The organism is Mesorhizobium sp. BHbdii, from assembly GCF_053848045.1.
The window spans coordinates 1,385,509-1,403,771 of sequence record NZ_JBSPKX010000001.1 but is presented as its reverse complement, the minus strand read 5'-3'; the positions used below and the strand labels follow the sequence as shown (position 1 = coordinate 1,403,771).

Sequence of the window (18,263 nt, the reverse complement as noted above, 5' to 3'; positions counted from 1 at the left end):
AGGTTCTTATGCCGCTCAGGAACATCAACGACCTGGAGAAGCTGAAGAAGATCAACGCAGCCCTTGTCAGCCGCGTCGAGCGCTCGATGGACCAGCAGGCCAACGCGTTCTCGCTGTTCCAGACCGCGATTTCGCTCGAGAATCGAGTGCGCACGCGCACCGAGGAACTGCACTCGACACTGCGTAGATTGGAACAATCCAACATCGATCTCAGTGCCGCCAAGGAAAACGCCGAGCTGGCGAACCTGTCCAAGACCAGGTTCCTGGCGGCCGCCAGCCACGACGTGCTGCAACCATTGAATGCCGCGCATCTCTCCGTCTCGGCGCTGGCCGAAGTGCAGACCAGCGACGAGGGCAAAAAATTGGTCCGGCAGGTCGAGCGGTCGCTGGAGACGATGGAGGACCTGCTCCGCACCCTGCTCGACATTTCCAAGCTCGACGCCGGCGTCGTGCAGCCCGATATCGGCGACGTCAGCCTGGAGATGCTGTTTTCGTCGCTGCGCTCGGACTTCCTGCCGGTCGCCGAAATGAAGGGCCTGACGCTAAAATTCCGGCCGGTCAACGCCGTCGTGCATTCGGATCGCACCTTGCTGCGCCGCATCCTGCAGAACATCCTTTCCAACGCGCTGCGCTACACCCGCTCCGGCGGCGTGCTGGTCGGCACCAGGCATCGCGGCGACACGATCCGCATCGATGTCGCCGATACCGGCTGCGGTATCCCCGACGACCAGCGCGAGGCGGTGTTCGAGGAATTCCACCGCGGCACGATCCCGACCGATGCCGGGCTTGCCGGCGGCGGGCTGGGACTGGGCCTGGCCATCGTGCGCCGCATCGCCGCCGCACTCGGCCATCCCGTGACGTTTTCGTCGAAGGTCGGGCACGGCACGATTTTCCATATCGACGTTCCGGTCGGGATCGGCGCCAGCGTCGATGCCATTGCCGGCACCGTCGACATGGAGCGGCCGCGCGGCTACGGGCTGTTCGGCACAAAGGTGCTGCTGGTCGAGAATGACGTCGAGGTGCTGCAGGCGATGACGTCCCTGCTCGAGCGCTGGCAATGCCTGGTGCGCCCCGCCACCTCGACCGATGCTGCGCTCGAGATGCTTGGCGATACGGACTGGGTGCCGGACATCGTCATAGCCGACCAGCATCTCGACGGCGGCGATCTCGGCACCACGACCATCGGCGAGGTCCGCGATTATCTCGGCCGCGCCGTGCCGGCGCTGATCGTCACCGCCGACGGTTCGGAGACCGTCGCCATAGCTGCCCGCGCGGCCGGCATCGAGCTGATGCGCAAGCCGCTGAAACCGGCACAATTACGAGCGCTGCTGGCGCATCTCTTGGCTTGAGAAGTGGCTATGGAAAAGAGATGACCCGGATCACCGTCTTTCTATCAGTCACATCAAGAACGCTTGACCCACACGAAATATCCGACCTCCTAGAAATTGACGCCGACCACGAAGTCGTCAAAGGCAGCCAGAGGACGCCCCCTCGGCCATGGCCCAAGAACAATGGCTGGAACATCAGTTGCAGGTTCGAGGAATATGTAGATCTCGACTTCGCCATCGGCGAGCTGGCTCTGAGGCTTGGCGAGAAAGCAGAAAACCTGTCTTGGCTACGTCATCATGAACATCTGAATGAGATATCTTTGAAGATAGCGATTGCTCCAGAGCGCGAGGATGTCCCTTTGAATTTCTCTGCTAAGACGATTGCCTTTGTGGGCAGAATTGGAGCATCGCTGGATATTGAGTATTTTCCCGAATAGGTCCCTGAATGGCTCGCCTTGCCCGCATTATCCTTCCCGGTATGCCGCCGTGAAACCCAGAAAAACGACGCGGGCGACGAAAGAAAAATGGTGCACTGTCACCGTAATCCAAAATGGTGCACTGTCACCGCAATTGCTTTTTCGGTACTTGGTATGAAATTCAGAAATCAGACAGATGAAAATTTGTCGATTGCCTCCACAGATTTAGTTTGCCATTTGAAGTAATAAATGGAGATCGGTTTAGCGCCATATACGGCGAGCTTATAACCAATTATGGAAAAGTCTTTGATCTTAGACCGGTCGTAGCGCGAGAGATCGATTGGTTTCAATCGGCGGCATATAGAACTCAAGGATTTTCTTATTTCATCGCATTCTACACGATGTATAGAGAAGTAATTGGCAACTCGGTTTATGTGTTGACCGAATTGCACGGACAAATATCCAAGCCGGACACTTTATTTAAACTCCCCAGCTCCATCGGATTGGCGATGTCTCATGCGCACTACGGTGGCGTAGATCACGTATGCTTTACGCCGAATCTCAGACTCCTGACAATTCGCGACCAGAATGACACAATTGTCGGCTATGGCGATGCAATTCCCTGTCTGAAGGAGTTTCGAGAATCCTATCCGGAGTTTGTCGTAGCCTAAGCGCTATATGAAGACGGAGCGAGGCCCTTTCAAAACCCCGCCTGGCCGCGAAACAGCTCGGCACTGTCGAGCTTCGAAACCTCGATGACGGCTTGCGTGCGGCTGTAGACGTTGAGCTTGCGCAGGATCTCGGAAACATGCGCCTTGACAGTGGTTTCGCCGACCTGCAGCTCGTAGGCGATCTGCTTGTTGAGCAAGCCCTGGCGCAGCATCTGCAGCACCCGCAATTGCTGCGGCGTCAGTTTGGCAAGGCGCTGCACCATCTCGGCGCGGTCGGTGCTGTCGGCGTCCGGCGGCTGGCCTTCATAGGTTTCGGGCACATAGATCGCGCCTTCCATCACCGAGCGGATGGCGGCGGCCAGATCGCTCTTGCGCGCCGATTTCGGGATGAAGCCGGCTGCGCCATAGGACAGCGCCTCGGAAATGATCTTGGGCTCCTCATGCCCCGAAACGATGACCACCGGCAGGCGCGGATAGCGGGTCCGAAGCTGCAGCAGTCCGTCGAAGCCATGGACATCAGGCATGCTGAGGTCGAGCAGCGCGAGATCGAATGGCTTCGCATCCGCCAGAAGCTCAAATGCCTCGGTGATCGAACGCGCCTCGACAGTGTCGACGTCCGGGTATGCCATTTGCACAGCGCTGTGCAGCGCCTCGCGAAACAGCGGGTGGTCGTCGATGATCAGAAACCGGGCGCGATCGTTGACTGCGGTCATGGCATTCGTTCAGTTCAGGCAGGATAGAATAGCCCAGCGACCATGGCCAGATTATTGGCAAATAGTACATCGCCATCCCTGGCCGAAAGGCGGAGATGGCAATTTCCGGACCACCATGCCTTGCCCGGTCGGCCAAATCGGCCGAATGTGCAGAAATGAGCGACCTCGTCCTTCACAACTACTACCGCTCCTCCACCTCCTACCGGGTGCGGATTGCGCTGGAGATGAAGGGCTTGCCCTACCAATACGTGCCACATCATCTGCGCCACGGCGGGCATCTGGAGCCCGCCTACCTCGCGGTCAATCCGCAAGGGCTGGTGCCGGCGCTGATCCTCGGCGACGGCACGCTGTTGACGCAATCGCTGGCGATCATCGAATTTCTCGACGAAACCAGGCCCGAACCGCCGCTTTTGCCGCAGGACGCACTTGGCCGGGCCCGCGTCAGGATGCTGGCCCAGATGATCGCCTGCGACATCCATCCGGTGAACAATCTGCGCGTGCTGACCTCGCTGCGCACCCTGTTCGGCGCCGGCGACGCGGACGTCGCCAACTGGTTCCGGCACTGGGTGAACGAAGGTTTCCAGCCGCTTGAAAAGATTCTGGCTTCCTCGTCCGAAACCGGGACATTCTGCCACGGCGACACGCCGGGGCTGGCTGACATCTGCCTGGTGGCTCAGGTCGCCAGCAATGCGCGTTTCGGCGTCGACCTGATGCCCTACCCGACGATCACACGTGTCCACGCCGCCTGCATGGCGGTGCCGGCCTTTCGAAAGGCAGCACCCGAGAACCAGATCGATGCCGAATAGAGCGAGTTGGATTAAAGCGTGAGGAATTGCCGATGAAAGCCGTTGTCTTCGAAAAATTCGGCGAAACCCCGACGATCCAGAACGTTCCCGATCCGGAGCCGGCACTGGGCGGCGTTGTCATCAAGGTCGAGGCGACCGGTCTCTGCCGCAGCGATTGGCATGGCTGGATGGGCCATGACGACGGCATCCGCCTGCCGCATGTGCCGGGCCACGAGCTTGCTGGCGTCGTGGTGGCCGCCGGCAGTCAGGTGACCCGCTGGAAGACCGGCGAGCGCGTCACCGTGCCGTTCGCCGTCGGCTGCGGCCGCTGCTTCGAATGCAGCTCCGGCAACCATCAGGTCTGCGAGCATCAGTCCCAGCCCGGCTTCACCGCCTGGGGATCGTTCGCCGAATATGTCGCCATCGACCATGCCGACACCAATCTGGTCCGCTTGCCGGACGAGATGGAATTCGCCACCGCCGCCAGCCTCGGCTGCCGCTTCGTCACCTCGTTCCGCGCCATTGTCGACCAGGGCCGGGTGACGCCCGGCGAATGGGTAGCCGTGCATGGCTGCGGCGGCGTCGGCCTGTCGGCGATCATGATCGCCAGCGCCATGGGTGCCAACGTGATTGCGATCGACCTGACCGACGAGAAGCTGGACTTCGCCAGCAAGATCGGCGCGGTGGCGACGATCAATGCCGCCAAGACGCCGAATGTGGTCAAGGCGGTGAAGCAGATCACCAATGGCGGCGCGCATATGTCGATGGACGCGCTCGGCCATTCCAGTACCTCATTCAACTCGATCGCGAATCTGCGCCGGCGCGGCCGCCATGTGCAGGTCGGCCTGATGCTCGGCGATCACGCCAGGCCGCAGATCCCGATGGACAAGGTGATCGCCTTCGAGCTCGAAATCCTCGGCAGCCACGGCATGCAGGCCCACCGCTATCAGGCGATGATGGAGATGATCCGCACCGGCAAACTGAAGCCCGAACTGCTGGTCGGCAAGAAGATCAGCCTCGACGAGGCGCCCGCGGCCTTGATGGCGATGGGCGGTTTCGAAGGCATAGGCATTGGCGTGGTAACGAAGTTCTAGCCAAGTCGGCTCTCCCTTCTCCCCTTGTTGTGGGAGAAGGTGGCCGCGAAGCGGTCGGATGAGGGGTGTTCCAGCTTGGCACGTGGGCGTTCCGGCCAGCACCCCTCAACCGTCTTGGCGCTGCGCGCCAATCCACCTTCTCTCACAAGGGGAGAAGGGAGAAGGGCCGGCGCCTACCGCGCATATTTCTTCGCACCGACCACGCAGAGCACGACGGCTGCGGTGACCGCTATCATGGCAGGACTGACCTGCTCGTGCAGCAGCATTGCCGCCAGCCCAAGGCCGAAGAAAGGCTGAAGGAGCTGCAGTTGCCCGACCGCAGCGATGCCGCCTTGCGCCAGTCCGCGATACCAGAACACAAAACCGATCAGCATGCTGAACAGCGAGACATAGGCCAGGCCGATCCAGGCGGCCTTGCCGACGCTTTCGAGCGACGGCGGCATGGTGATGAGCGTCAGAGCCAGCATGACCGGCAGCGACAGCACCAGCGCCCACGAGATTACCTGCCAGCCGCCAAGCTTGCGGGACAGCGTGGCTCCTTCCGCATAGCCCAGTCCGCACAGGATAATGGCGGCCAGCATCAGCATGTCGCCAACCGGCGAGGCCGAAACGCCTTGCGTCACCGCAAAACCGGCAACAAGGGCGCTGCCAAGGCACGAAAACAGCCAGAAGGCCGGTTTGGGGCGATCGCCGCCGCGAATGACGCCGAAGATCGCCGTCGCCAGCGGCAACAGGCCGACGAAAATGATGGAATGGGCCGAGGTGATGTGCTTGAGCGCCAACGCAGTCAGCAGCGGAAAGCCGACCACGACGCCGAGCGCCACGATGGCCAGCGACAACAGATCTCGTCGCTCCGGACGCTTCTGGCGAAAAATGAGCAGAAGCGCGAGGCCGAGTATGCCTGCCGTGGCAGCACGGGCGACGGTTAAGAAGGCCGGATCGAAATCCATCACCGCCACGCGCGTTGCCGGAAGCGATCCGCTGAAAATCAGAACGCCCACAAATCCGTTGATCCAGCCACCCGCCGTCTTGTCCATCGCATGCTCCTGATGTTCTCGCCCTCTATCGGGCCGGACGTATGGCGCTACCAGAGACAATGAGGTACAGTTTGATAAAACTGTCATGGTAGGTTGAGCAGTACGGATGGACGAGCAGGCGACGGCAAGTGAGGGCAGCGTGACGCTTGTCGAAAGTGTCATGTCGACGGTCAGGCACAGGATCGCCGCGCGCAGCCTGACACCGGGAACACGACTGCCTTCGATCCGGGCTTTCGCGAGAACCATGCAGGTTTCCAAATCCACCGTGGTCGAAGCCTATGAGCGCCTTGCGGCGGAAGGAATCATCCGGTCGCGTCCAGGTTCGGGTTTTTATGCCGCCGGACCGCTGGCTCCCTTGTCACTGGCCGAGATCGGCCCCAGGGTTGACCGTGCTGTCGATCCACTCTGGGTTTCGCGCCAGTCGCTGGAAGCCGGCGACGGCGTGCTCAAACCCGGCTGCGGCTGGCTGCCTGCCTCGTGGATGCCGGAGGCTGGATTGCGCCGGGCACTGCGGACAATGGCACGCGGCGATGATGTCACGCTGACGGATTACGGCACCCCGCTCGGGCTGCCGACGCTGCGTCATCTGCTCGCACGGCGCATGGCAGAGCACGGCATCGAAGCCTCTCCCGACCAGATCATGCTGACGGAATCGGGCACCCAGGCCATCGACCTCCTCTGCCGGTTCCTGCTCGAGCCGGGCGACACGGTGCTGGTGGACGACCCCTGCTATTTCAACTTCCATGCCCTGTTGCGCGCTCACCGGGCCAACGTGGTCGGCGTTCCCTATACGCCGTCGGGGCCGGATACCGAGCTGTTTGCGCAGGCGCTGCTCGAGCACCGGCCGCGCCTCTACATCACCAATTCCGCGCTTCACAATCCAACGGGAGCAATTCTGTCGCCGGTCGTCGCCCATCGATTGCTCAAGCTCGCCGACCAATCGGATCTGACGATCATCGAAGACGATATCTTTGCCGACTTCGAACACACGCCCGCACCCAGGCTGGCGGCGTTCGACGGCCTTGGTCGCGTCGTCCATATCGGCAGCTTCTCCAAGACGCTTTCGGCGTCGGTGCGCTGCGGCTTCATCGCGGCTCCGCGCGACTGGATGGAAGGGCTGACCGACCTCAAGATCGCCACGTCCTTCGGCGGCGGACGGCTTGCCTCCGAACTGGTGCTGACGCTGCTGAAGGACGGCAGCTATCGCAAGCACGTGGATTTGCTGCGCACGCGGCTTTCACGCGCCATGGCTGAGACAAGCACCCGCCTGAAGGCAATCGGCATCACGCCGTGGATCGACCAGCCGGCCGGCATGTTTTTGTGGTGCAGCCTGCCGGAAGACGTGGATGCAGCTGAAATGGCCCGCCGCGCCTTGTCGGCCAATGTCGTTCTGGCGCCCGGCAATGCGTTCAGCCTGTCCCAAACTGCCAGCCGTTTCCTGCGCTTCAACGTCGCGCAGTCAGCAGACGAGAGAATTTTCAGGACGCTCGAAGAGGCGATGTCGCGTTGATTTTCGCTGTCACGAAAATGCAGCGCTTCGTCTCACGCCCCTGCCCGCCTGCGCCGCCGCTCATAGAGCATAACCAGCGTTTCGGCGGTCAGCGCCGGCTTCTGCTCACCTTCGATCTCAACGATGTTGGCAGCCTTCATCAGATATTGGCCGGGGCCTTTGTCCTCCATGGACAAAAGCGTGCTGCGCAGCCTGATGCGTGCGCCGGCCCTGACCGGCGCCAGGAACCGCACCTTGTCAAAACCATAGTTGAAGACGGCTTGCGTGTTTTCGGGCACGATGCCCATATCGAGCGCCAGCGCGCCGATGATCGACAGCGTTAGATAGCCATGCGCGATGGTGGCGCGAAACGGGCTCTGCCGCTTCGCCCGCTCTGGATCGACATGGATCCATTGGCGGTCGCCCGTGCATTCGGCGAACTGGTCGATGCGGCTCTGGTCGACCGTCGTCCAGTCCGACACGCCAAGCTCCTGCCCTGTCATCGTCCTGAGCTGTTCGTAGGTCGGCGGCGTCCTCAGCCGTGTTTGCGTCATTCCTGCTTTCCCGATCGCTTGCCCTGCCTCCGGACCACGAACCGGCCGCCTCTGTCAATTCGCTCCGCGCCTTCCGCTGCGGTATCCCAGACCGGATCGCGTCGGTGCGGGTGTCCAGCGCCGGAAACAGGTTAATCCGGGCAAGAGGACACTTGTGCGCCCCGCCGGGGCCAAGGACCAACAATACGGCTTTCAGGAGCCGGACATGACGGGAGAAAAATCCGCCTGCTTTGGTGTGGGAACAGCTTACTTCTTATCGTAGCTGCTGCGGATTTCGGCCATCGCCTCCTTGATGCGGTCGCGCAGGATCTCGACCGATTCGGTGCCGGATTTCCTGGTCAGTTCGGCCACCTCGCCGGCATTCTTCAATGCGGTCTCGAAGGATTTCCTGGCGAACGCCGCTTGCTTGGCCATCAACTCCCGAGGATCGCCCGGCGCCCTGTAGCTCTGCGCCATCTCGGCGATCTCGTGCAGTGTGTCCTGCAGCATCTCGCGCTGTCTGGAGAGCAGGGACGACGCTCCGGCGGCACTAGCCCTGGCTGATTTTTCCAGTGCCTCAAGGTTCTTGCGATGATGGTTGAGGATCGCCTCGACATCGATGTTCGGCAGCTTCAGGTCGCGGCCGAACCTGCCGAATATGTCCATGAAGGTGTCGGATTCCGGTCGCTTTGCCATGCTGGTTTCTCCCCTGTTGCTGCGAATGCGGCACCTGAAGAGAACAATAGGGCACTGGAGCTTCGCGGTCCATTCGGAGGCGCAACACATCGCGGCTCAGTCGACGAGGAACAGCCGTTCCGCGGTATGGAGCACGACGCCGGCAATGCCGCCGATGACCATGCCGTTGAAGCGGATATATTGCAGGTCCCTGCCGATGTTCATCTCGATCAGCCTGGTAAGCTGGGCAAGGTCCCAACGCTTGACCTGATCGGCGATGAATTTCGAGACGCCGCTCTTCTGGCTTTCGACGAAAGACGACAGCGCTACGACGAACCCCTGGTTCATGTCGGCCCTGATCTGTGCGTCGCCGGCAAGATGGCGGCCGACCTCGACGAACATGTTGGCGAGATGGGCGCGGATCATCGAATTCGGCGCCTTGGCGTCCTGCTCGATAAACACACTGAGGCTTTCCCACATATCGCCGGCCAGCGCCTTCAGCTCCGGCCGGGCGAGGAAATCGCGCTTCAGTTTCTCGGCGCGCTTGGCGTATTGCTTGGACGTCCTCAGCCGCTCGACGAAGGTCAGGACAAAACGGTCGAACTCGGCGCGCATCGGGTGATCGGGATCGGCCCTCACCTCGTCGAGCAGCGAACCGGCGGAGGCGACGATCTTCTTCAGCAGATAGGCGTCGGCGCGAAACAGATTGAACAGCGACGGCAGTTCCTCGCGGATCTTCTCGCGCATCGTTGCCAGCGCCTGCTCGTCGCTCAGGAAGCGGCCAACGACCTTGGTGAATTCGTCGAACAGTCTTTGGTGACGGCGATCATCGGTTAGAGCCGACAGCAACTCCGCGGCGAGCGGCGCCAGCGGCACCTTTTCGATCTGCTCCAGCATGCGGCTGGTGACGAAGCCGCGCAGGCCGGATTGCTCGACCGCCGCCAGTGTCTGCGGCACCAGCCGGCCGACGAAATGCGACAGATCGGCGGCGCGGTTCTGGTCGGCCAGCCAGTCGGCGACGAGCGCGGAAAAGTCGACCTCGGCAAGCTTTTCACGCACCGGCTCGGGCGCCAGGAAATTGACCTCGATGAAGCGGCCGAGATTGTCGGCGATGCGGTTCTGGTTCTCCGGGATGATCGCGGTGTGCGGGATCGGCAGGCCGAGCGGCCGTCTGAACAGCGCCACCACCGCATACCAGTCGGCCAGCCCGCCGATCGTCGCCGCCTCGGCGAAAGCGGCGACGAAGCCCAGCCAGGCAAAACTGCCCTCGAACGACTTGGCCACCGCAAAGATGAGGACGCAGAGCGCGAGCGCTGCGGTGGCGACGAACTTGGTGCGCCGAAGCGCCGAAAGCTTGGCCTCCGCGTCGGCATCGAACCGAGCGGATGCCAAAGCCGGTGCTGATTGTGACATGGATGAACTGCTCCTGGTCGATCTCGCGGACTTAACTTAGTAATCCGCCCACCCGAATGCGCGCCATATTGGGATTATGGTTTGCACGACCGCCCACACAAACTTGACAAGAATGTTCATCTATCATGCGGTGCTTGTCTGGAATTATTCCAAGGTATAGGCCATATTGGGCCTGAGCTACTGCTTCGTGAGGACAAAATGCGGCTGACACGCCAGACCAACTACGCGATGCGCATCCTGATGTATTGCGCTGCGAATACCGATCGGCTGAGCCGGATTCCGGAGATCGCTGCCGCCTACTCGGTGTCCGAACTCTTTCTCTTCAAGATCCTGCAGCCTTTGGTCGAGCATGGTCTGGTCGAGACGGTGCGCGGCAGGAACGGCGGCGTCAGGCTCGGCCGTCCGGCCGAATCCATCACCCTGTTCGACGTCGTGCGCGTGACCGAAGAGAGCTTCGCCATGGCCGAATGCTTCGAGAACGACGCCGCCGAATGTCCGCTGGTCGACAGTTGCGCACTGAATTCGGCGCTGCGCGAGGCACTCAACGCCTTCTTCGCCGTGCTCGCGCGCTATACGATCGCCGATATGGTGGCGGCGCGCCCGAATGTGCGCCACCTGCTCGGCATCGACATGCTGGTGCAAAGGGCGCCCGCCGCCTGATTTCGATCGCCGCAGCCAAGGGATCACTTCAGGTTGAATTCGCCCCCTCTTTCCGAGCGCTTGCGCTGCCCCTCACCTGTCTGTCGGCATCCTCTCCCCGTATAGTGACGGGGAGAGTACAATGTCATCGACGGTTTCGCCAACCTCCAACATTGCAAGAGGGAAGCGTTGCGGCCAGCTACTTTCTCCCCGTTCACGGGGAGAAATGCCCGGCAGGGCAATGAGGGGCGGCGCCGACTTCGACAATTGGCGCGTCAATGCCGCAAGCGCAGGGGCGTCATTTTGCAGGCCGGCTGAATATCAATAGACCTACACCGCGGACTGCGGCAGGACGAACGGCATGTCTCCGGCCGGCAGCACGCCGACCCTCAGCCGGCAATCGAACACTTTTTCGATCAGATCGTCGCTCAGCACGTCCTGCGGTGAGCCGGTGGCGGCAAGCCTGCCGCGATGCATGACGAAAATCCGGTCGGCATACATGGCCGTCAAATTGAGGTCGTGCAGGATGGCGACCACGCCGCCGCCCCCTGTGGCGAATTCGCGGGCGATGTTCATGATGATCAATTGGTGCTTGATGTCGAGGCTGGAAACCGGCTCGTCGAGGAAGAGATAGCGCGGTTTGCCGTCGAGGACCGGCGCCCAGACCTGGCAGAGCACACGGGCCAACTGCACGCGTTGCTGCTCGCCGCCCGAAAGCTCCTGGTAGAACCGGCCGGCAAAGCCGTCGAGATCGACGCGCGCCAGCGCCCGTTCGGGCAGGCGCTCGTCCTCGCCGGGCAGCGCGCCCGAGCGCCCGCCGAGCAGGCCGAGCCTGACAATCTCGCGCACAGTGAACGGAAAGGACAGCGTCGTCGCCTGAGGCAGCACGGCGCGCATCGTCGCGGCCTCGACCGGCTTCATCACCGACAGGTCGCGGCCGTTGATGGTGACCTCTCCCGAATAGGCAAGATCGCCGGACAATGCCCTCAGTAAGGTCGTCTTGCCGGAACCGTTGGGGCCGACGATGGCCGCGATTTCGCCGGGCCGCATGTCGAAATCGACATTGGCGACGATCCGCTTGCCGCCGATCGCCACCGAGACATCCCGTGCTTCGATCATGCAAATCCCGCTCACAGACCGTTTCGAAATTCGCTGTGGGGAGTCATATGGTGGTGCGGTCTCTCACAGGTCGACGACCCCACGCTTACGCAGCAGGATCCAGAGGAAGAACGGAGCGCCGGCGATCGCGGTGACGATGCCGATCGGCAGCTCGGCCGGCGCCACGATGGTGCGGGCGACGGCGTCGGCCAGAAGCAGCAGGCAAGCGCCGAGCAGGGCCGACGCCGGCAGCAAATAACGATTGTCCGGGCCGATAGCCAAGCGCAGCAAATGCGGCACGACGATGCCGACAAATCCGATGCCGCCGCTGACGGCGACAGATGCCCCAACTGCCGCCGAAACGCCGATGATGGCGGTGTGTTTCAGCCGCTGCACCGGGATGCCGAGATGGCCGGCGGTGGCTTCGCCCAGCGCCAGCGCATTGAGGCCGCGCGCCAGAAACGGCATCGCCGCCAGCGCCAGCACTATGATCGGTCCTACGGAGCCGATCTTCTGCCAGGTCGCGCCGGCGAGCGAGCCAAGCTGCCAGAAGGTCAAGTCGCGCAACTGCCGGTCGTCGGCCATGAAGATCAGGATACCGGTCAGCGCCATGGCAAGGGCCGCCAGCGCAATGCCGGCGAGCAGCATGGTGGCGACCGAGGTTTGGCCGTGCCGGGTGGCGACCTGATAAAGCACCAATGTCGTCGCCAGCCCGCCGCAGAACGCCGCCAGCGGCAGAGCGAGTGTGCCCAGCACCGAGGTTATCGGTGCCAGCGCCGTGGCGCCAAGCACGATGACGGCCACCGCGCCGAGGCTCGATCCAGCCGAAACGCCGATGAGACCGGGGTCTGCCAGCGGATTGCGGAACAGCCCTTGCATGACCGCGCCGGAGACGGCAAGTGCGGCGCCGATCAGCACACCGAGGATGACGCGCGGCAGGCGGATGTCGTAGACGATCAGGCGGTCGCGGGCGCTCAGCGCCGCATTGCCGGGTGCTGCACCCACCAGCCAGTCGCCGACGACGCTGACGGCCGAGGCATCGGATGCGCCTGAGGTCAGCGACAGCAGCACGGCAATGGCAAGCCCCAGGCACAAAAGCAGGATGACGATGCGCGCGCGCCCCGAACGGTCGCCGTCGGATGCTGTCGCCATAGTGCCCGCACCAGCGATCGATTGATCCCCCATTGGGTGCCCGCTCAGTCCTCGGCCTGCCCGCCATAAAGCGAGGCGGCAAGGTCGTGGATGACGTCGGCCGTGCGCGGCCCGAAGCCGAGCAGATAGCCGCCATCCATGCGGACCACCTTGCGCGCGGCACCCGCCGGTGTCGACAGGATGGACGGGTTCGCGAACAATTCGTCATCCGATGCGGCAGGACCGGCATTGTTCATCATCAGGATCACGTCGGGTCTGGCGGTGATAACAGCCTCGTCGGACAATTGCTTGTAGCCGGAGAAGCCGTCAACCGCGTTGACACCGCCGGAAAGCTTGATGATGCCGTCGGCGGCAGTGTCGCTGCCGGAAGCGAGGATCTTGCCGCCCTGCATCGACAGCACGAACAGGACGCGCTTGCGGTCCTTGATCGAAGCGGTCTGCTTTTCGGCGGCCTTCAACTTGGCATCGATCTCGGCTGCCAGCGCATCGGCCTTGGCGTCCACGCCAAGCGCCTTACCGACGATGCGGATCTTTTCGAGAATGCCTTCATGGTCGTAGCGCTCGGGCACATCGACGAACGGAATGCTCGTTTTCTTCAGCACGTCGACGGCTTGCTTAGGCCCACTGCCGTGCAGCGCCAGGATGCCCGACGGATTGACCGACAGGACACCTTCCGGCGACAGTTGGCGCATGTAACCGACGTCAGGCAGCTTGATCGCCGCCTCGGGATATCGGCTGGTCGAATCGCGAGCGACCAGCCGATCCTGCTCGCCGAGCGCAAAGACGATCTCGGTAATCGAACCGCCGATGGCCGCTATCCTCGACGGGTCCGCAAAGACCTCTGTCCCTTCTGCGGCACGGACCGGCAGCAATGCGGCAAAGGCCAGGGCAAGGCCGATGGTGGCCCCAAGCGCCATTCTGAAAACACCCGCCCGTCTAAGCAAAGGAGCCATTGTCGTTGTCCTCAGGCTGCGGTCGGGCTTGGAATGCGCGGCAGGTTCTCTGCCAGAAACCGCCAGTCCTCGCGCTCGCTTTCGCCTTCATGGCGCTTGCCGAAGAACTGGATGACCAACTTGCCGTCGGCGCCATAGGCTTCGAGAGACGTGACATGGCTGTCCTTGGTCGGCTTGCGCACGGCCCAGACCTCTTGGATGTGATCGGTTCGCAGATGCAGGTGAAAGGTTTCGTCCAGCACGTTGATCCAAGGCCCCATCGGCTTGATCGACTTGATCGGGCCCGAATGGATCTGGATGCAGCCGCGATTGCCGACAAAGCACATGATCGGCATCTCGCCCTCGGCGGCATGATGGAACATCGCGCTAACGGCATCGTTGTCGAGCAGCCAGGCGTAATCCTGGCCGACCATGCGCATCGCCTGGCGGCGGTCGAGCTTCAGCGTCTTCAGCATGCCGAAGAACTGATGCACGTCCGTCAGGCGGCTCCAGCGGTCGCGCAGATCGTCGACATCAGCGGGAGCGTGGGAAGGCCCGGCCTCGCTCTCGAGCCCGTCTTCTGAAATCGCCCCTTCTGAAATCGCGACCCCCTCTGAAATCGCAACCATTGACTCCTGGTTCGGCGATTCGAGTTCGGCCACCAGCTTCTGATAGGCATAGAGGTTGGACGCGGGCCGCAGATGCACCTTATGCACCGCCGCGCCTGCCGCATCGAAGAACTGCAGGCTGCGCCTGATATCGCCGCCGTCGCGTTTTTCGACGGCAAAGCCGTGCGCCCAGACTTTCGGGAAGATGCGCAGATCGATATTTTCGCCAAGCACCATGGCATTGTGGTTGCCGGTAACGACCTTGTCGTAGACGCCGATCTTCTCGTGCACCGCGCTTTCGTTACGGGTCAGCGCCATAACCTCGCCGACGGCTTCGAGGCCGGTCAGAAGGTCGTTGACGCGCGGCTCGACGCGGACGACTCCGTCGCCGCAATGCGCAGCGACCAGCTCGGCTTCCGAAATGCCAAGCTGGGCGGCGAGATCGCGCTCGCGCGTCTTCGGATTGTCTGCCCGCGCCCGCCGGATCTCGTGCGGAGCGGGTTTTACGCGCTGGTCCATGTCTTAAACACCTGCTTGTCTTAACACTCACTCGCTTTACGGCCACTCGCCTTGCAGCTACTTGTTGAGGATCAGCTTGCCCTGGCGGGTAATCTTCAACCGATAGAGCGCACCATGGTGCTCGATGCCGATCTCGTGCTCGCCCTGGAACAGTGTGTTGCTGGACAGGGTCCTCACGGTCAACGGGACCCGATCGAAACGAGCCGAATTGTCGTCGGAACGGCGGACGCGATAGCGAAAGTCATTGGGATTGTGCGTGTTCATCTGGTTCGATCCCTTTCCTGGGCCGGGCTTGGTCGGCTGGCTCGACGCTGCGTGAAATGCCGATTCATTTCTTGACTCGAATAATCATGTTTATTAGTCAGTGCAATACCGGACTAAGTTAGTCAAGATTTAAGACGCCGGACACGATGAAAAATGCCAGCAAGCGCCACGCCAGCCAGCATCGAACCTGGAATTTTGGAGTTGGGGCATGGGGTTGGCGAATTGGGGACGGCTGGGTCTGGCGAATGGCAGCCCAGGTAGGGCGCATCGAAGTCCGGCGCATCGATCAATGGCAAAGGGCATGGCGGCATTGCTGGCGGGTGCTGCGGCGATCGCTCTGCTCACGCCATCGGCAAACGCTCAACAGGCCGCCCAGCCGACAGCAGACCAGCAGCAGGCCGAACAAGAGCAGACGCCTGAAGAGGCTGGCCCGGCAGGCGCAACGCTGCTCGACCAGATCCTGGTCATCAGCCGCACCGGCGAGACGGCGATCGATTCCCTGGCTTCGGTCAGCCATGTCGATCAGGAGCAATTGGAACGCCGCATGGCGACTACGCCAAACGAAATGCTGTTGGGTGTGCCGGGTGTAGCGGTCCAGGCAGACGCAAGGCGCGTCAGCTCCAGCATCAATATCCGTGGCTTGCAGGATTTCGGCCGCGTCGCGGTGATCGTCGACGGTGCGCGGCAGAATTTCCAGCGCTCCGACCACGGCACGCAATCGACCTTCTACATCGACCCCGAGCTCATCAAATCCGTCGACGTGATCCGCGGCCCGGTCGCCAACACCTACGGCTCGGGCGCCATCGGCGGCGTCGTCTTGTTTGAGACCAAGGACGCGGAAGACTATCTTCGCGACGGCGAGACATGGGCCGCGTCCGCGACCGGGCGCTACGAGAGCAACGGCGAAGGCTGGACGACCAGCGCCGCCGGCGCCTACCGTTTCAACGAAAACTGGGATGTCCTCGGCAACATCGTCTATCGCGACTATGACGACTACAAGGATGGCGGCGGCGATACGGTGAACGGCACCGGCTTCGACGTTTTAAGCGGTCTTCTCAAGACGACCATCCGCCCCAGCGAAAACAGCGAATTGAAGCTGGGCTGGAATGGCACGAGCGACGGCTGGAACGAGGTCAGCGGCGGCACGCCGGTGAATGACGTCGACCTGGAGGCGAATACTTTCACGGCGCGCTACAACATCACCGATGAGAACAAGAGCTGGCTCGATCTTCACGTCAACGCTTCCTACAATAAGACCAAGCTGGAGATGACAAGCCTCGTTCCGCAAAACCGGTTTGATCCGGTCACCGGTCTTCCCATCGTCCTGCCGGTGGATTCGATGTCGACTTTCGATATCGGCACTTCGGGTATCGACATCTGGAACACCTCGCGTTTCGAAACCACTGGCATTGCGCACGAGCTGACCTACGGTGGCGACTGGGTTGGCGACGACGTCGAGACGGGTGGCGCCGCAGGCGGTGCCAGTTTCTACACCCCTTCGGGCAAGCGAAACGTTTCCGGCGCCTACATCCAGGACAAGCTCACCTGGGACTGGCTCGAAGTCATCGCCGGGCTGCGTTACGACAGCTACAAGCTCGAAAGCGATGTCGGCGAAACTTCCGGCGACCGGCTGTCGCCGCGCATCACCATCGGCGTCTCGCCGTTCGAAATCGCCAGCCTTTCGGGGCTGCAATTCTACGGCACCTATGCGGAGGGATATCGCTCTCCGTCGCTGTCGGAAACCCTCATCAGTGGCAATCATCCGGCAGGCGTCAGCTTTCCGTTTCTCCCCAATCCCGATCTGAAACCTGAAATCGGCAAGACCGTCGAATTCGGTGTCAACCACAAGCTGGACGACATCCTCGAAGCCGGCGACGCGTTTCGTTTCAAGGCGGCCTACTTCAACAACGATGTCGAAGACTACATCGACGGCGTCACCCTGTCGGCATTCGACCCGACCAGCGGCTGCCCATTCGGCCCCGGCATCCCGATCTGCTTCCAGTACCAGAACTTTGCAGAAGCCAAGATCCGCGGCTTTGAAATGGAAGGCGTCTATGACGCCAGCTGGGGTTTCGCCGGGATTTCGGCGTCGATCATCGATGGCCACACCATCTCTTATGACGGCGAGCGGGCAGACCTCGTCACCGTCCCGTCTTCCCAAGTCACCGCGCAGCTCGGCTTCCGCTTTCTGGAGGACAAGCTAACCGTCGGCGGCGAGGTGCAGTACAATGGCAAGCCGAAGGGCAACCCAGTGGCCAAGGACTACACGCTGGTCAATGCCTTCGCCAGCTACCAGGCGACCGACAATTTCAAGGTCGACTTCCGCGCCGACAATTTGTTCGACGTCAAATACACCAACCCGTTGAATGCATCGGCCACGAGTGTAATTTACGAGCCCGGCGTCACGCTCAAGCTGGCGGCGACAATGCGATTTGGAGGCTGACGACAATGATAAGCTTGACGGCATCGCTTCGCCTGCTGACCTCGGTGCTGGCGATGCCGCTTGTGATGGGTCCGGCGTGGGCGCAAGAGTCCGCGCCGGTCCCTGCTCTCACGCTTGAGCTCAATGGTGCGCAGGCCTCCGAAAAGGGCTGCCGTTTGACGTTCGTGGTCAACAACACTCTCGGCGCCGACCTCTCGAAAGCAGCGTTCGAGATCGCGCTGTTCAACGAGGCCGGCGTCGTCGACCGGCTGACCGTGCTCGACTTCAAGGACCTGCCGGCGGGCAAGACCAAGGTGACGCGTTTCGATCTTGCCGGCGCCGATTGCGCGAAGGTCAGCCGTGTGCTGATCAACAGCTCGACCGAATGTGCGGGCACCGGCATCGAGCCGGGCGCTTGCATGCGTGGACTGAAGACAGAGACCAAGACCGGTATCGCCTTCGGGGTCTGAGAAGA

General features: G+C 62.0%; 18 protein-coding genes. 8 read left to right on the top strand and 10 right to left on the bottom strand.

Going from position 1 to position 18,263, the window contains the following annotated elements:
• Positions 1–8: 8 nt before the first annotated feature.
• Both ACWTU8_RS06810 and ACWTU8_RS06805 read left to right on the top strand, forming a co-directional pair.
• Positions 9–1,349 (top strand): ATP-binding response regulator, encoded by a 1,341-nt coding sequence (locus ACWTU8_RS06810; protein ID WP_455847518.1) that lies wholly within the window; start codon positions 9–11, stop codon positions 1,347–1,349.
• Positions 1,350–1,369: 20 nt separating this feature from the next.
• Positions 1,370–1,765, top strand: coding sequence for a DUF4279 domain-containing protein (locus ACWTU8_RS06805; protein ID WP_455847517.1), 396 nt, complete (start codon positions 1,370–1,372; stop codon positions 1,763–1,765).
• A 679-nt stretch (positions 1,766–2,444) separates the two neighbouring features.
• Here ACWTU8_RS06805 and ACWTU8_RS06800 read toward each other — a convergent pair.
• On the bottom strand, positions 2,445–3,128 hold the full coding sequence (locus ACWTU8_RS06800; protein ID WP_023803603.1) for a response regulator: 684 nt from the start codon (positions 3,126–3,128) through the stop codon (positions 2,445–2,447).
• A 155-nt stretch (positions 3,129–3,283) separates the two neighbouring features.
• Between ACWTU8_RS06800 and maiA the strand changes: the two genes are divergently transcribed.
• Entirely contained in the window at positions 3,284–3,934 is a 651-nt protein-coding gene (maiA, locus tag ACWTU8_RS06795; protein WP_455847516.1) for a maleylacetoacetate isomerase, read from the top strand.
• Positions 3,935–3,966: 32 nt separating this feature from the next.
• Positions 3,967–5,007, top strand: coding sequence for a zinc-dependent alcohol dehydrogenase family protein (locus ACWTU8_RS06790; RefSeq protein ID WP_455847515.1), 1,041 nt, complete (start codon positions 3,967–3,969; stop codon positions 5,005–5,007).
• Between the two features lie 173 nt (positions 5,008–5,180).
• On the opposite strand, the gene ACWTU8_RS06785 is transcribed toward ACWTU8_RS06790, so the two are convergent.
• Positions 5,181–6,044 (bottom strand): DMT family transporter, encoded by an 864-nt coding sequence (locus ACWTU8_RS06785; protein WP_455847514.1) that lies wholly within the window; start codon positions 6,042–6,044, stop codon positions 5,181–5,183.
• Positions 6,045–6,150: 106 nt separating this feature from the next.
• Here ACWTU8_RS06785 and ACWTU8_RS06780 point away from each other — a divergent pair, with 106 nt between their 5' ends.
• Positions 6,151–7,554 carry an aminotransferase-like domain-containing protein gene (locus ACWTU8_RS06780; RefSeq protein WP_455847513.1) on the top strand — a complete coding sequence of 468 codons (1,404 nt, stop codon included), beginning with the start codon at positions 6,151–6,153 and terminating at the stop codon, positions 7,552–7,554.
• A gap of 32 nt (positions 7,555–7,586) precedes the next feature.
• On the opposite strand, the gene ACWTU8_RS06775 is transcribed toward ACWTU8_RS06780, so the two are convergent.
• The 3 genes from ACWTU8_RS06775 to ACWTU8_RS06765 form a co-directional block, all read right to left on the bottom strand.
• Positions 7,587–8,087, bottom strand: a complete 501-nt coding sequence (locus ACWTU8_RS06775; protein ID WP_455847512.1) for a MaoC family dehydratase — start codon at positions 8,085–8,087, stop codon at positions 7,587–7,589.
• A gap of 246 nt (positions 8,088–8,333) precedes the next feature.
• The gene (locus ACWTU8_RS06770) at positions 8,334–8,762 is read right to left on the bottom strand and encodes a phasin family protein (RefSeq protein WP_455847511.1); all 429 of its coding nucleotides are present in this window, start codon (positions 8,760–8,762) and stop codon (positions 8,334–8,336) included.
• 96 nt (positions 8,763–8,858) lie between these two features.
• Positions 8,859–10,154, bottom strand: a complete 1,296-nt coding sequence (locus ACWTU8_RS06765) for a DUF445 domain-containing protein (RefSeq protein ID WP_455847510.1) — start codon at positions 10,152–10,154, stop codon at positions 8,859–8,861.
• Between the two features lie 198 nt (positions 10,155–10,352).
• Here ACWTU8_RS06765 and rirA point away from each other — a divergent pair, with 198 nt between their 5' ends.
• Positions 10,353–10,814: an iron-responsive transcriptional regulator RirA gene (gene rirA, locus ACWTU8_RS06760; RefSeq protein WP_455847509.1), complete on the top strand. Its 462-nt coding sequence runs from the start codon at positions 10,353–10,355 to the stop codon at positions 10,812–10,814.
• A gap of 309 nt (positions 10,815–11,123) precedes the next feature.
• On the opposite strand, the gene ACWTU8_RS06755 is transcribed toward rirA, so the two are convergent.
• The 5 genes from ACWTU8_RS06755 to hemP all read right to left on the bottom strand — a co-directional run bounded on the left by ACWTU8_RS06755 (position 11,124) and on the right by hemP (position 15,366).
• Complete coding sequence (locus ACWTU8_RS06755) at positions 11,124–11,912, bottom strand: heme ABC transporter ATP-binding protein (protein WP_455847508.1); 789 nt, start codon at positions 11,910–11,912, stop codon at positions 11,124–11,126.
• Positions 11,913–11,975: 63 nt separating this feature from the next.
• The gene (locus ACWTU8_RS06750) at positions 11,976–13,076 is read right to left on the bottom strand and encodes a FecCD family ABC transporter permease (RefSeq protein ID WP_455847507.1); all 1,101 of its coding nucleotides are present in this window, start codon (positions 13,074–13,076) and stop codon (positions 11,976–11,978) included.
• An 11-nt stretch (positions 13,077–13,087) separates the two neighbouring features.
• Positions 13,088–13,996: a heme/hemin ABC transporter substrate-binding protein gene (locus ACWTU8_RS06745; protein ID WP_455847506.1), complete on the bottom strand. Its 909-nt coding sequence runs from the start codon at positions 13,994–13,996 to the stop codon at positions 13,088–13,090.
• An 11-nt stretch (positions 13,997–14,007) separates the two neighbouring features.
• On the bottom strand, positions 14,008–15,102 hold the full coding sequence (locus ACWTU8_RS06740; protein ID WP_455847505.1) for a hemin-degrading factor: 1,095 nt from the start codon (positions 15,100–15,102) through the stop codon (positions 14,008–14,010).
• Between the two features lie 57 nt (positions 15,103–15,159).
• Positions 15,160–15,366 (bottom strand): hemin uptake protein HemP, encoded by a 207-nt coding sequence (gene hemP, locus ACWTU8_RS06735; RefSeq protein ID WP_095494491.1) that lies wholly within the window; start codon positions 15,364–15,366, stop codon positions 15,160–15,162.
• Positions 15,367–15,574: 208 nt separating this feature from the next.
• Between hemP and ACWTU8_RS06730 the strand changes: the two genes are divergently transcribed.
• Both ACWTU8_RS06730 and ACWTU8_RS06725 read left to right on the top strand, forming a co-directional pair.
• Entirely contained in the window at positions 15,575–17,809 is a 2,235-nt protein-coding gene (locus ACWTU8_RS06730; protein WP_455847504.1) for a TonB-dependent hemoglobin/transferrin/lactoferrin family receptor, read from the top strand.
• Between the two features lie 5 nt (positions 17,810–17,814).
• Positions 17,815–18,258 carry a hypothetical protein gene (locus ACWTU8_RS06725; protein WP_029353355.1) on the top strand — a complete coding sequence of 148 codons (444 nt, stop codon included), beginning with the start codon at positions 17,815–17,817 and terminating at the stop codon, positions 18,256–18,258.
• Positions 18,259–18,263 lie beyond the last annotated feature (5 nt).